The sequence below is a fragment of the Crocosphaera sp. Alani8 genome (assembly GCF_038442745.1).
GTDB lineage: Bacteria > Cyanobacteriota > Cyanobacteriia > Cyanobacteriales > Microcystaceae > Crocosphaera.
Genome location: NZ_JARVCN010000143.1, coordinates 22234 through 36531 on the forward strand (window position 1 = coordinate 22234; position 14298 = coordinate 36531).

Genomic DNA, 14298 nt, shown 5'->3' on the forward strand with positions numbered 1-14298 from the left:
TTTAATTCAAAATTATGACCTTAGCTCAGCCCCAACCCAATCAAGTTAACAAAATTGATAATAAGTTACCGTCATTAAGCACTAAACAACAGCCTCCTGTATCTGAGGAGGAGATGCGCCAAGCGGTAAGGACTTTACTGTTAGGATTAGGAGAAGATCCAGATCGCGAAGGTTTGAGAGATACACCAAAACGAGTAGTTAAAGCCCTTAAATTTTTAACCTCTGGTTATCATCAATCTTTAGACGAACTTCTCAATGGGGCAGTCTTTCATGAGAATGCGAACGAAATGGTCTTAGTTCGTGATATTGACCTATTTAGTTCTTGCGAACACCATATATTACCTATTCTTGGCCGCGCCCATGTGGCCTATATTCCCGATGGTAAGGTAATTGGACTATCAAAAATTGCTCGTATTTGCGAGATGTACGGACGACGTTTGCAGGTACAGGAAAGATTAACCGCTCAAATCGCCGATGCACTTCAAGGTTTACTACAACCGAAAGGAGTGGCAGTGGTTGTGGAAGCTACCCATATGTGTATGGTGATGCGGGGAGTCCAAAAACCTGGTTCTTGGACTTCTACCAGTGCTGTTAGAGGAGTCTTTGCTAATGATGCTAAAACCCGTCAGGAATTTATGAGCTTGATTCAGCACAATCCTGGGTTGCATTAATCTATTTGCGTGTCATTATTTAATTTAGAGGTGAGTATTTAGCTCATCTCTTTTTTAGGTTGAATAGATGAGGGGATTAATTTCCCCTATTTAAAAAACTTTTACACTAAAATAAAATTTAAAGTGTTACCGCACCCTTTGGGCAAAGTAAAAAGCCAAAAATCGAACTTTTGACAGCTAAAAAATTCCTATATTTAATAGGGATCAATAATCATTGACCCCTGGTTTTGATTATCGGTTATGATCTTATCCCCGAGGAAAACGACGATCCTGTAAAAAAGGTGGAATGTCCAATCCTGTTGGTTTAGGAGGTGGGGTTTCCTCTTTTTTGGGAGGGTTGGGGGTGGATACATTACGGGTTGGAGTTGAGGTAGTTTGATTATTAGAGGTATTTTCGGACTCTGCACTAAATCCGGTAGCAATCACCGTGACAATCACCTCTCCTTGAACTCGCTCATCGATCACCGCACCAAAAATGATATTAGCATCGGGATCAACTACATCAAAAATTGTTTCGGCAGCGGTGTTGACTTCGTGTAAACTCAAATCGCTACCACCAGTGATGTTGAAAACAACCCCTTTTGCTCCTTCGATAGAATGTTCTAGTAAAGGGGAAGAAATAGCCAACGAAGCCGCATCGTTTGCTCGAGATTTACCCGAACCCACTCCAATCCCCATCAAAGCAGATCCAGCATCAGCCATGACAGCGCGCACATCGGCAAAATCTACATTGACTAAACCAGGAATAGTAATAATATCCGAAATCCCTTGTACCCCTTGTCTGAGGACGTTATCAGCAGCGATAAAAGCTTGTTTGAGCGGGGTTTCTGGGGAAATGACCTGTAATAATTGATTGTTGGGGATGATGATCAAGGTGTCGACATTGTTCTGTAGATCATCGATACCCTGACCCGCCTGTACCATGCGTCTTCGTCCTTCAAAGGTGAAAGGACGAGTCACCACCCCAACCGTTAAACAGCCCTTTTCTTTGGCGATTTCAGCTACGATCGCAGCAGCCCCAGTTCCCGTGCCTCCACCCATCCCAGCAGTGATAAAGACTAGATCCGTGTCTTCAAGAGCTTCAGCGATTTCGTCCCGGGACTCAACGGCAGCTTCCTTCCCTATACTGGGATTGCCTCCGGCTCCTAATCCTTTGGTTAATTTTCTGCCGATTTGCAAGCGATGAGGGGCAGAAGAGTGGGTTAGAGCTTGAGCGTCGGTGTTCATTGTCCAAAACTCAACCCCCATTAGATCGCTTTCGATCATACGATCCACTGCATTACATCCGCCACCACCAACCCCAATAACTTTAATTCTGGCAATGTTGTTTGGCACGATTACATTTCTCCTACTGTCTTCCCCAGGATTTTCTGGGGGGTCGTTCACTTGGGAAAAAGGGACAGCACCACTCTGTTGCTGATAACTGTCCACAGGGTTTATAGTTTCAGTAGATTCCGTATTATTTATATTTAGGCTGGCATAATTGCGGGTTAGCTTATCACTAAGAATCATTTTAATTGGCGGGGGTTAATTATTTTGGTACAAAAGTTTACGATAATCTAGATTAGTTTAATCTACAGTACCGTTAATCAATACATAGATTAGGGATTCATTTATAAAATGACTTACTATATCAGAGCTTACTATGAATAGTAGGTTATTCCGTTTTTTTCCAAGAAGTTTCTATCTGAGTTTACCAAAACACTGCCCCAAAATAAAAGATTCTGGCCTTAACCTAAACTTTAAGTTTAGGTTAAGGCCAGTGATTTCTATTAAGAGTAGGGTTTAGGGATTAGAAAGGATCTTCTAACCCCACCATTGTCTATTTGGCTAGATTACTGCTTCCATAGGTATCTACTAAAAAACCAGGAGTGCGATCGCTATCTATTTCTTTGCCGGTAATAGATTTGGCTATTGTTTCAAATGTCTCAGAGTTCCAATTTCTTTCGTGGATGGTTTTGGTTTGCTCACCGCGGAAATAAGCTTGTGTACCAATCACGGCTGCAGCTACCCAACCAACCACTAACAGAGAAATAACAAGGGCGAACATAAATTTTGCTTCCTTTAAGAATATTTATTAACTTATGTAAATAAATGTAACAAAAGATTGCGGAAACGATCAACTTTCTCTGGGTACGGTTTTTACGACAGGAGAATAATAACTTGAGTTCGGAGGGAGGCTCCGGGGTGTCAAAATAGGGATAGATTCTAAGGCAAGGGTTGTATGGTTTCACCACTCGATTTCCAACTGGTTAACGCCGCCCGACAAGGAGACTGTCAAACCGTAGAAACCTTATTAAAACAAGGCGCACATGTTAATGGAACTGATTTACAAAATACCAGTGCCTTAATGTACGCAGCCCAAAGAGGACATCAAGAAGTTGTCCAGTGTTTATTGTCAGCAGGAGCAAACATAAATCAACAACGAGCTTTTTCGGGTTTAACCGCTCTCATGTTTGCGGTTGCCGGCAATCGAATTGACGTTGTTCAAGATTTAATCGCAGCTCAGGCACAAGTTAACCAAACAAATGATGACGGTAACACCCCCCTGATGATTGCCGCTTACAAAGGATACAGCGAGATTGTGAGCCATTTAATGGCTGCTGGTGCTGATATTTATCACCACAATAAGCAAGGTGATACAGCTTTAAAATTGGCTATTAAAGGGGATCGTCCGGAGGTGATTGAGTTATTTCCGGATATTGAAAGGGAATTAAGTCAGGAGAAAGCTTTAGTTTTTGCCATTCGTTGTGGGAGTTTAAAGGTGTTTCAAAGTTTATTAAACCTGGAAACAGAGATTAACGCCCCCGATACAGAAGGAGAAACCTTATTATCCTTAGCTGCCTCTGAAGGTCAGGCCAGCATTATCCAAGCCCTATTACGGTCAGGAGCGGACGTTAACCAACGAGATGAGGAGGGAGAGAGTCCCTTACATTACGCCACTGTAGAGGGGCATTTAGAGGCAGTGAGGGCGTTATTAAATGGGGGGGCTAGTGTTCATTTAGCCAACCAATTTGGAGACACTCCTCTTATTTTAGCCGTGGTACAGAGACACATAGAAATAGTGCGAGAATTGTTACAAAATGGGTCAGATCCAAACCGCAAAAATTACGGGGAAACCCCTCTAACATTGGCCATCGCTAATGGCAACTTCGAGATCATTCAAATTTTATTGGATGGAGGCGCAGATCCCAATACCAGACTCCCTAATGGACGCACAGGGTTGATGAAGGCCTCTGATGAGGGTAATCTTACTTTATTGGGTTTGTTACTAGCTGCAGGAGCAGACGTAACTTTAACAGATCAAACTGGAGCAACAGCTTTGATGTGGGGATCTCATCGCGGTTATATAGATGTGGTAAAAGAGTTATTAGCAACCCAAAATGTTAATTTAGATAAAAAAAATCATAGCGGTTATACTGCTTTGTCCTTGGCACAATATAATAATTATCCTGATGTAGTTGAATTGTTAAAAAAAGCGGGGGCTAGTTAATGAAGTCAAAATTAATACCTTGTTTTTGTTCTGTCTTACAAAAGTTAAAATGATTCATTTTTCATCCCCTAGCTGAATGCTGATGGCTGACTGCTTACATTGAACCCAAGAATTGAACATGAAAATTTATCAGTTAATTGCCCCTGCTAAAATTAATTTATATCTAGAAATAGTCGGCGATCGCCCCGATGGTTATCACGAATTGGTGATGATTCTACAAAGTATTGAATTGAGCGATCGCCTTGAAATTCGTTCTTTAGGAACTCAAAAAATTAATCTACATTGTAATCACCCTTCAGTTCCTTTAGACAAGACTAATATTGCTTATCGAGCTGCCCAGTTAATGATTGAGCAATTTCCCCAAGCATTTACTAATTATGGTGGAGTTGATATTACTATTGATAAACAAATTCCGGTAGCGGCAGGATTGGCAGGTGGTTCAGCGGATGGGGCAGCTGTGTTAGTAGGATTAAATTTATTGTGGGAATTAGGATTGACTATCCCTCATTTACAAAAGTTAGGAGAAAAATTGGGATCTGATGTACCGTTTTGTGTAGGTGGAGGAACAGCGATCGCTACAGGTAGAGGAGAAAAACTCGATTCTATACAAGATTTAGATGATTTGTGGGTTGTTCTTGCTAAATACAATAATATCTCTGTTTCAACTCCTTGGGCTTATAAAACCTATAAACAACAATTTGGAGAAAGTTATATTAATGATAGTAAGGAAATTATTTCTCGGACTTCTCACCTTCATTCTGGTCCTCTTGTTCAAGCAATTAGTGATAAAAAAGGTAAAAAAATAGGGGAATTATTACACAATAATTTAGAAAAAGTTGTCTTACCTGAGTATCCTCAAGTTGCCCAATTACGAGAGATTTTACAACAATCAGGAGGCTTAGGAACCATGATGTCCGGATCGGGTCCCACTGTGTTTACTTTATGTGAGTCGGAAGCCGAAGCCCAAACTATCAAAAAAATAGCTAGAGAAAAAATTGAAGATCCTCATCTAGAATTTTGGGTTACTAAATTATCTAGTAATGGTATTTCAATTATCAGTTAACAGTGAAAAGTTGTAAGTTGCCAATTATTAGCCATACAACTTAAATTATGAAGTTCAATTACAAGTTTTTTGCTTGTTCATTAACCCATTGTCTAAACTCTTTAATTGTTTTGTTTCGCCCTATTTTCTTCACTTTTTCTAAATAGCACGGTATTATCTTTTTAAGAGGGAAATTAGGAAAATAGAGGCTACATACGACTGCCTTGTAATTGCCATTTTCTAAGACATTAATTTCTAATTCTCCTTGTTCAAATCGCCATAATTCCCGAACACCTAAAATAGAATAAATTTCCCGATGAGTACGAGAAGTAACATCAATTTCTAAAGCGATATCTGGAGGTGGATCAACGGTTAAATCTAAACGATCTTTCCCTCTTATTTTAGCTTCGTTCTCGATATAAAAACAATTATCAGGCTCAATTCCTTGTTGCATCAATTCATTTTTAAATGTGGTTGAACCCAGAGTACAAAATTCAATATCTAATTCTTCTAAAAGGATTTTAATTAAATCACTAATAATTTCTTTATTTCTTTCATGTTCAGGTAAAGGGGTCATAATTTCTAAAATATGATCATGATAAGCAATTCTGCTTGCTCTATGATCTCCTAATTCTTCTAAAATTTGTTCAAATTCATCCCAAGTAACATCTTTTAAGCATATTGTTTGTCCTGGGGGAATCTCAAAGCGTTTTAACTCTAATAACATTGTTTTATCTTTTACGGGTTTTACCTGATACCATTAGTGTATTAGAACTCTGCTTAGTAGTTCGCTAAAAAAGGCAAAATGGTTAATAGTTTTAAAATACATGATTGCTGTTCCCAACTACATTAGTCCTCAAGAATATCTCGATATCGAACGCCAAAGTAAAATCCGCCATGAATATCGGCGCGGTTTGGTTTATGCAATGGCTGGAGGTACAGATAACCACGATCGCATTGCCTTTAACCTACTCAAACTCATTGATAATAACTTAGGGGATGCTACAGACTGTCGATTTTACTCTGGTAATGTAAAGGTTAACTATAAAGAGGATTTTTATTACTATCCTGATGCGTTTGTAACCTGTGATCCTCGCGATCGCCAAGATCGTTATCTTAAACGTTACCCGAAACTAATTACTGAGGTTCTTTCATCGAGTACAGCTACTTTTGATCAAGGGGAAAAATTCAAGGATTATCAACAGATTGAAACCTTAGAAGAATATGTCTTAATTAGCCAAGAAAGTCAGCGTGTAGAACGTCATTGTCTTAATGCTACGGGGATCTGGGAAACAACAATTTACAATATAGGTGATCGGGTGACTTTGCAAAGTATTGATCTTGAATTTGCGATCGCTGATCTTTATCGTGGCATAGATTAACTGTTTAAAGAATAATTATATACACTTGTACGTTTAAAAGATTTCTTTTTATTCAGCAAGCCAACTAATTAAATCTGATTGACTCTTAAAGTCTAATAAAGCTATGCCAAGATCTTCTAATTGTTCAACAGATAACCCCCTAATTGTTTCTTGAATCCTCTCAGGAATGTCTCCTAATCTTCTTTGAAGTTGCCGAAGAACTAACTTTGAGGCTTCCCTTTGTTCTCCTTCTTGGATACCTTCACGTCTTCCTTCCTCCATTCCTTCCTGTCTTGAAGTTTCTACCACATTATTCAAATCTCTATAGTATTTTAAACTATTTTGATAAGATCTTTGTTCGTCAGGGGAAAATTTAGCAATTTCTGCTAGTTCAAATAATTGATTAAACACTCCTTCCCGTAGCTTTTCTGGTGGGGTATCTAACCGAGATAAATGTCGAAATAAAAATAGCCATTTATCGAAATGGTTTTCTAAGTTTTCTAGTGTATTTTGAAACTTAGGCAACTCAATATAGATAAATTTTAACTTATCATAAAATCCTTCACAGTTTTCGTCTTTTAATTCCACTGTATGAAAAAAGTCTGGATCATTTTTATGATCATCAAAGATAAAATCTAAGATACCTATGGTATAAACCGAAGATAATTTATAATTCCACTCTCCTTGAAGTGCTTGCTCTTGAATAGGGAACGTAGCATAATAAACACTACGATCTTTAAAATAATTTTGTTTTGCTTTTTGAATTTCTACAATGAACTTTTCTCCTGCTTCACTTTCACAATAAAGGTCAAAGATTGCTTTTCTATCTAAAGCTGTATTACCCACATTTTCATTGCTTTTGTAGCTAATATCAGCCACAGTATGATAAGAGGGTAAAATAGAATTTAGGAAGTCAATTAAGAGGGCTTTATGGGGTTCACTACCAAAAAGTCGCTTAAAGCCAAAATCAGTAAGCAAGTTAATATATCTGTCACCTTTTACTGAAGAATTATCCATAGCTTTTAGTAAGATAATAAGTTCTCTTATTTTTAGTTTAACCTATCCCTCTTGATGCTTGAATTGCAGCCTTAAAATATTTATCTTTATTCAGCAAGCAGCGATCGCTATTTAAGATTCAATCAAATCTATTCCAAACCTATAATGCACCTTCTCCCGTATAAGCACAAAACTTAATATCAATTTGCATTCCTTGGGGAACACTTGCTACATTTACTCTAAAATCTCCTGATTGATTACCCGTCCAATATTGATTTTGATTGTTAGGAAATCGTTGAATAACTTCTAAGTATTGCCCATTGGGGGCTTGTACAGAATAGTCATGAGATGTATTCTTTTCAATCACTAATTGTTGTTCTCTAGCTAAACTTAAAAGAAAAGTATCTCCCACATTAACTCTTCCCATATATGAACCACAATTGCTACCACGAGGAAAACTAATTCGGATATTTTTACCACTACCTTGAGCAGTATTATTGTTAGATGGATCACGAGAAGAGGAATTTTTACAGTCAAATTCAGGTGCATAAACTAAGGACTGATAACGTCCGTCAGAGGTACGAACAACTAAACATTTTCCAGTGCTTTCTTCTCGCCAATAAGAGTAAGCATCATTGCTTGATTTTTCAGTTCTAATAAATTGATAACCCCGTCTTTGCAGTTCCATTTCACCGCTACTTCCTCTAACACCTACTAAGTCTTGTAAAGAGGGGGCAGGATCTTGGGCATTAACCTGAGTTGTTAATAGTGTTAATAGGCTTAAAAGGGTGGCAGATAAACGAACTTTAATCATAGAATTAATTGAAAATCAATGTTTAATAATATAGCAATTATCGCTCTTTGAATGATTTATTTTATCTGAAAAAAGAGACACAAATCGTGCTAAAAAACAGTAATCAAGACAAATATTATTATTATCTAGCCAGGAAATGGCCAAAATAAATTGACGATAAAGGCTAATATAAATCCTGTTCCAGCAACAATTAATAACTGTATTCATAATTACTCTTCTAAGAGAGAAAAAATTTCTTCACGACTAACATTTTCGCTATCTATTCCTTCTTTTATTGCATTAGCCATTGCCATATCTTCGATGACTTCATGTATTAAATCTTTAAGCAAGTCTTGTTCTTGGGTAAGGATTTCATAGAGTAATTCTTTAAGGATTGGTTTTAAAGCTTGTTGTTCAGAGTTTAGCATAATTTTAACTGAATATATTGTTAATAACTCTAGCAAATTTTAGACCAAGGAGGGTAGGCAAAAAAGATAGAAAAATCCTCATCTATTGCCCACCCATTTTGTTGATTCTAAATTATCAATTCTAAATTTCTACTCTTCTTCACTAGCAGCTATTTCCTCAACCGTTGTTCCTTCAGGAACTTTATCGGGATCTAACTTAAGAATTAATACAGATAAAGGTGGTAAACATAAATCTACCGAATAAGGTTTATTATGAAATGCCCATTCATCAGCCCATTTTCCTCCTAAATTACCCATATTACTACCCCCATATTTTTTAGCGTCGCTGTTAAATAATTCAACATAATATCCAGATTCAGGAACACCAATACGGTAATGACTATGGGGTTGGGGAGTAAAGTTACAAACCACGATTAAAGTATCTTTGGTATCATCGCTTTGTCGTGCAAAAGATACTACACTATGGGTATTATCATTACAATCAATCCAATAAAATCCATGATACTCAAAATCGTGGGTATATAAAGCCGGTTCCTGTTTATAAAGGGCGTTAATATCCTTAAAAAATTGTTGTAATTGTTGGTGGGGTTCGTACTGTAATAAATGCCATTCCAAGTCACCCCATACATTCCACTCACTCCACTGGCCAAACTCCATACTCATAAACATGGTTTTTTTGCCTGGATGGGTGTACATATAGGTAAATAAAGCGCGAACATTGGCGTATTTCTGCCATTCATCCCCTGGCATTTTACCCAACATATTGCTTTTTCCGTGTACTACCTCATCGTGGGATAACGCCAACATAAAATTTTCGTTGTAATAATACAACATACTAAAGGTAACGTTATTTTGATGGTATTGACGGTAAAAGGGATCGATGCTGAAATAATCTAACATATCGTGCATCCAACCCATATCCCACTTGAGATTAAACCCTAAACCACCATCATAAATAGGCCGAGATACTTTCTCCCATTCTGTGGACTCTTCAGCGATAGAAAGGATACCAGGAAAATACTCGAATAATAAAATATTCACTTCCTTGATGAAATTAACTGCTTCGATATGTTCGTCACCACCGTATTCATTAGGTATCCATTCCCCCTCCTTACGCAGATAGTTACGGTATAACATAGAGGCAACTGCATCCACCCGTATCCCGTCAATATGATATTTATCGAACCAAAAGAGAACATTAGCTACTAAAAAGTTTTTTACCTCATGACGGCCATAATTAAAAACTAACGTTCCCCATTCTTTGTGTTCACCAATACGAGGATCAGCGTGTTCATAGAGATGAGTACCATCAAAATAGGCTAAACCGTGGGAGTCTTTGGGAAAATGCCCTGGAACCCAGTCCAAAATCACCCCAATACCATTTTCATGACATTTATCCACAAAATACATGAAATCTTCTGGTGGACCAAAACGGGAACTAGGAGAATAAAATCCAGTGACTTGGTATCCCCAAGAACCATCAAAAGGATGTTCTGCAATGGGTAACACTTCGATATGGGTGTAACCCATCTCCTTGACGTAGGGGATCAATTTTTCTGCGAGTTCGTAGTAACTGAGAAAACGGGCCCCAGGGTTCCATTCTGAGACGATGACGGGATCAGTTTCTCCATTGAGTAAGGGCATTTTGTCAGCAGAAGAAGCGTGTAACCAAGATCCCAGATGGACTTCATACACAGACACAGGTTGCTTGAGGGGGTCGCTATTGCGTCGCTTTTCTAACCATTCCTGGTCATTCCACTGATAAATATTATCGATATCTACCACAATAGAAGCAGTATCCGGTCTAACTTCCCGATAAAAGCCATAGGGGTCGGATTTTTCGTAGATATGACCTTCACCGTTTTTAATTTCGTATTTATACACTGTACCTGGCCCTATCTCTGGCACAAATAACTCCCAGATGGTGTTGTTGCGTTTACGCATCTGGTGTTCTCTACCATCCCAGTTATTAAAATCACCAATAATAGACACGTTGCGTGCATTGGGGGCCCAAACCGCAAAATAAACCCCTTTTACCTTATTGACTTGACCCACATGGGCCCCTAACTTTTCATAGATACGGTGGTGGTTTCCTTCGGAAAATAGATATATGTCTTCGTCGGTGAGATAGGGAGAACTAAAAGCGTAAGGATCATAAATCACTTTCTCGTGTTCCCCTTCTCTAACTTTCAGTTGATAGTTAGTGAGTTCGGGGGTTTCGATAATACATTCAAAAAAGTTAGGATGATGAACCGAGTTCATAGCATCTTCTTTTTGTTCTGTTGGACGGATCACCCATGCGGCTTCTGCTTTCGGAAGATAAGCCCTGACTACCCATTTTTTGGTTGTTTCACCCTTTTCTAGAAGGTGACAGCCTAAAATTTCAAAGGGATCATGATGTAAGTTATAAATAATCTGATTAACTTGATCGGCGGAGATAGTGCTGGTCATGGGAGTGATTTTGTCAAGAAACTGAAGAAAGAGACCTAATATTAATGTCAGAACTTAGCAGTCAGAAGTTTCCTCGGTTTATAAGAAAATAAGTGCTATCCTCACCGAAGACTAAAACCATAAAGCTAAATCTTGGACAAATGTGTCTGCTCTAGTGAATCTTATAACAGTTTGGCACAAATCACCTTTATTCGTGATTAGGGAACATCTATGGATAGGATTAGGCGATGATGGGTTTGAGAACTTGGGCTAACCATTTGATCACTTTTTGCTGATAACGATCGCCCTTAACTAAACAGGATAAAGCCCTGCGATAATCAGCGATCGCGTAATTCCAATCCCCCATCAAATAACGAGTATATCCCCGTTCTGCGTAAATACGGCCTAGGTATTTATCCCCGATGATGTTTGCCAGTTCTAAGGTTTCGATGGCTAATGGATAGTTTCCTAGTTCTCTGAGGGTGACACCATGATTAATCCACACTTTCTGGTTATAGGGATTGATATCTAAGGCTTGTTCGTAATTTTCTATGGCTTTGTCCAGGTTTCCTCTCTGGGCGTAGCAATTTCCCCGATTATTGTAAGCTCGATCTAAATTGGGGTTAAGGGCGATCGCTCGATTAAAGTCCTCCATCGCCTGACTATAATCACCCATTTTCAAGTACATTAAGCCTCGGTTATTGTAGTCAATAGCACTGTGGGGACAACGGGCAATTAATTGATCTAGAAAAGCGATCGCTTGGCGGTAATTTCCCTGATTCGCTTCTTGCTTAATGATAATTTTTAAATGTAAATCGGAAAGCCCATTTTTTTTCAGTTGAGTGGCAATGGCGGCTTTAACGCACTCTTTTTCTGACATGGACGATGTAGGAATAAAGGATGATGGGAGTTTTTTATATTTAGTTATATGATCTTCCATAGTAATATTGGAGTCTTTATTGAGAATACTGTACTTAATTGTTTGATGATTTATGGTAAAAAATGTGTCACTCTTCGCACTGTCTTAAGACTTTTATCGTACCCTTTGACCTTGATAAGTCCCTAGTATCGAAAGTTTTGACTATCTATAAAATTTTCCTTAAGTTTTTTGTTTTCCTTTGTAGCATCCCAATCACTGATAAAATTAGGTTAACAGTGTTTAATTTAGAAGGATCTCTTATTACTTATGTCAACCACTGCATTATTAACCAATGATTCAGATATTTCTAGGGATGATTACTGTGTATTTGGCTTAGCTACTTGTTTTTTAAAAGAAGATGGAGAATTTCATCAAGTTCGTGTCATCGAACCCATTCCCTCCGCTGCTTTAGAAACAATTTGTAAAGGAATTCCTACTTCTTATGAATTAGCTTGTGCTAAGTCTGTGGGAGACATTATAACGGAAGAAACCCTCAGCAAAACTTCAGATTTTCCTGATGATGCTCAATTTTGTGATGATTTTGTGGAACGAACTCTGGCGGCTGTTAGAACTTATAAAAGTTCTCCTTCTGCTCAATCTTTAATCCCTCTGGGAACAGTTAAAAAAGATTTGGATTTTTCTTTGGAGAAAAAGCGAGTTTTGAACGCGGTTAAGGTGGTTAAAACAGAAGATAATGTCAAACAACACTCCCATACCCATCAAGTCTTATAATTAATCTTATTGGGGCTGACATTTTCCTGAACGAATTAACCCTACTCTTCGGGCGATCGCTTCTTCTTTTGAGGGAAAAGGACCCCAATAATCCCTATCTTTTGCTAGTTGATTAGGCTCAAGTTGAACAATTTCACATTGTTCTTTTTCTGTTTTAACAATGTACCAAGTTTTGCTCATATAATTAACGGTGGTTGGTAGTATTAGTTATAGTTAACTCAAGTATTAAGTTTACGTCATCGGTCCCAGAAACACTATAAGACTAACTCTACTTTTTTAAACAAAGACTAAGTTTAGCGTTGAATTAAAGCTTGATGTCCTAAACTTAGGGGGTGTTTTTTCATAAGCCAAGAAACATTTATTGTGTTCGGAGACAACAATAACTTGTGGATTATGAAACTCAAAAACCTTGTTAATGTCCTGATTTATTTAAAATGTGGTTTTATAGGCTTGTTGAGGATGATTTATTTCAGGATATTTAAGCTCTAATAATCCCTCTTTTATCATTGGATTTATATAGTGATTTCGGATGCTGTCAGGTTCTCTCCCTAAAAGTTCCGCTAATGTTCGGAGGGACAAATAATGTTCGGAGCAAAGTTTGAGGATCACATTTCTTACAATGCCTTTCTTAGCTCGACCTTTCTCCTTTACAGACTTAGCCATTTCTTGTAATTGTTGGTAATGTTCGGAGCTTAAGTCATAATGTTCGGAGCTAGTTTCCTTATGTTCGGAGTTCTTTGGTAAGGAAAGTTGCTCAGAATGATTATTATTCGATAAGCTGTACCTAGTTCCTCTACATCTACCTGATTGAGTTAAATATCCCTTTCTAACTAATTTCTTGAGGCAATCGCTGATATCTCTTGGATGTTCTTTTCTATATTGTTGAATGTCAATATTATTGATTTCTTTGAATTGATGTGCTAACACTAAGATAATTCTATCAAGTTCAGTTAACTGGCCATAAGCATTACCTACAATCTCTTTTAACTCTGCTTCAACCTTTTCAGGAATCAAACTTATCATCGGCAACATCACTGAGGTAACTTCTATATCAAGTTCTTCTGAGACTAGCGGAATTAGCCATTGTTGTTCTTTCCAAGCACGAAGAATTTTACCAAAACCTGACCCGGCTTTTTCTCCTAATCCAAGCATTTGAAACATTTTTTGTAAGTTTGGATTGCGAGGATCACTTAAACCCCCTTCATAAAGTTTTTGTAAAGGGATTCTCAGACGACCAGTATTTAAAAACATATAAGCATTTAATTTTTTTATAATCAATATCGGTTTTGAAGATTGGTGATCAGCATGAATTAGACTATTAACTAACGCTTCTCTTAATGCTTCATGAACGTGAGTTTCTCCTTCGCGAACAGCACCTTTAAGTAAGTCAGCAGAATTAATTGTATATTTTATGGTATAGTTTTATCAGCATT

The 14298-nt window shown here is 37.8% G+C and carries 15 protein-coding genes; 5 read left to right on the forward strand and 10 right to left on the reverse strand.

The window, feature by feature from the left end; genetic code table 11:
• Positions 1-14: 14 nt before the first annotated feature.
• The gene (folE, locus tag P9B04_RS09975) at positions 15-671 is read left to right on the forward strand and encodes a GTP cyclohydrolase I FolE (protein ID WP_342054840.1); all 657 of its coding nucleotides are present in this window, start codon (positions 15-17) and stop codon (positions 669-671) included.
• Between the two features lie 246 nt (positions 672-917).
• On the opposite strand, the gene ftsZ is transcribed toward folE, so the two are convergent.
• A complete protein-coding gene (gene ftsZ / locus P9B04_RS09980) occupies positions 918-2183 on the reverse strand; it encodes a cell division protein FtsZ (RefSeq protein ID WP_342054841.1) in 1266 nt (421 codons plus the stop codon).
• 310 nt (positions 2184-2493) lie between these two features.
• On the reverse strand, positions 2494-2721 hold the full coding sequence (locus P9B04_RS09985; protein WP_342054842.1) for a photosystem II protein, Psb35-related: 228 nt from the start codon (positions 2719-2721) through the stop codon (positions 2494-2496).
• A 174-nt stretch (positions 2722-2895) separates the two neighbouring features.
• Here P9B04_RS09985 and P9B04_RS09990 point away from each other — a divergent pair, with 174 nt between their 5' ends.
• The gene (locus P9B04_RS09990) at positions 2896-4164 is read left to right on the forward strand and encodes an ankyrin repeat domain-containing protein (RefSeq protein WP_342054843.1); all 1269 of its coding nucleotides are present in this window, start codon (positions 2896-2898) and stop codon (positions 4162-4164) included.
• Positions 4165-4282: 118 nt separating this feature from the next.
• Entirely contained in the window at positions 4283-5227 is a 945-nt protein-coding gene (gene ispE / locus P9B04_RS09995; RefSeq protein WP_342054844.1) for a 4-(cytidine 5'-diphospho)-2-C-methyl-D-erythritol kinase, read from the forward strand.
• 58 nt (positions 5228-5285) lie between these two features.
• On the opposite strand, the gene P9B04_RS10000 is transcribed toward ispE, so the two are convergent.
• Complete coding sequence (locus tag P9B04_RS10000; protein ID WP_342054845.1) at positions 5286-5933, reverse strand: Uma2 family endonuclease; 648 nt, start codon at positions 5931-5933, stop codon at positions 5286-5288.
• Positions 5934-6033: 100 nt separating this feature from the next.
• Between P9B04_RS10000 and P9B04_RS10005 the strand changes: the two genes are divergently transcribed.
• On the forward strand, positions 6034-6588 hold the full coding sequence (locus P9B04_RS10005; protein WP_342054846.1) for a Uma2 family endonuclease: 555 nt from the start codon (positions 6034-6036) through the stop codon (positions 6586-6588).
• 48 nt (positions 6589-6636) lie between these two features.
• Here the strand turns inward: P9B04_RS10005 and P9B04_RS10010 are convergent, their stop codons facing one another.
• The 5 genes from P9B04_RS10010 to P9B04_RS10030 all read right to left on the reverse strand — a co-directional run bounded on the left by P9B04_RS10010 (position 6637) and on the right by P9B04_RS10030 (position 12154).
• Positions 6637-7584 carry an Rpn family recombination-promoting nuclease/putative transposase gene (locus tag P9B04_RS10010; RefSeq protein WP_342054847.1) on the reverse strand — a complete coding sequence of 316 codons (948 nt, stop codon included), beginning with the start codon at positions 7582-7584 and terminating at the stop codon, positions 6637-6639.
• Between the two features lie 139 nt (positions 7585-7723).
• Entirely contained in the window at positions 7724-8377 is a 654-nt protein-coding gene (locus tag P9B04_RS10015; RefSeq protein ID WP_342054848.1) for a hypothetical protein, read from the reverse strand.
• Positions 8378-8586: 209 nt separating this feature from the next.
• Positions 8587-8784 carry a hypothetical protein gene (locus tag P9B04_RS10020; RefSeq protein WP_342054849.1) on the reverse strand — a complete coding sequence of 66 codons (198 nt, stop codon included), beginning with the start codon at positions 8782-8784 and terminating at the stop codon, positions 8587-8589.
• A 129-nt stretch (positions 8785-8913) separates the two neighbouring features.
• Positions 8914-11235, reverse strand: a complete 2322-nt coding sequence (gene glgB / locus P9B04_RS10025; protein ID WP_342054850.1) for a 1,4-alpha-glucan branching enzyme — start codon at positions 11233-11235, stop codon at positions 8914-8916.
• Between the two features lie 220 nt (positions 11236-11455).
• Complete coding sequence (locus tag P9B04_RS10030) at positions 11456-12154, reverse strand: tetratricopeptide repeat protein (RefSeq protein WP_342054851.1); 699 nt, start codon at positions 12152-12154, stop codon at positions 11456-11458.
• Between the two features lie 246 nt (positions 12155-12400).
• On the opposite strand from P9B04_RS10030, the gene P9B04_RS10035 reads away from it, so the two are divergent.
• Positions 12401-12865, forward strand: a complete 465-nt coding sequence (locus tag P9B04_RS10035; protein WP_342054852.1) for a hypothetical protein — start codon at positions 12401-12403, stop codon at positions 12863-12865.
• A gap of 6 nt (positions 12866-12871) precedes the next feature.
• Here P9B04_RS10035 and P9B04_RS10040 read toward each other — a convergent pair whose 3' ends face one another.
• Together P9B04_RS10040 and P9B04_RS10045 are read right to left on the reverse strand one after the other, a co-directional pair.
• Positions 12872-13045: a hypothetical protein gene (locus P9B04_RS10040; RefSeq protein ID WP_342054853.1), complete on the reverse strand. Its 174-nt coding sequence runs from the start codon at positions 13043-13045 to the stop codon at positions 12872-12874.
• Positions 13046-13294: 249 nt separating this feature from the next.
• The gene (locus tag P9B04_RS10045) at positions 13295-14143 is read right to left on the reverse strand and encodes an ATP-binding protein (protein ID WP_342054854.1); all 849 of its coding nucleotides are present in this window, start codon (positions 14141-14143) and stop codon (positions 13295-13297) included.
• Positions 14144-14298: the final 155 nt, after the last annotated feature.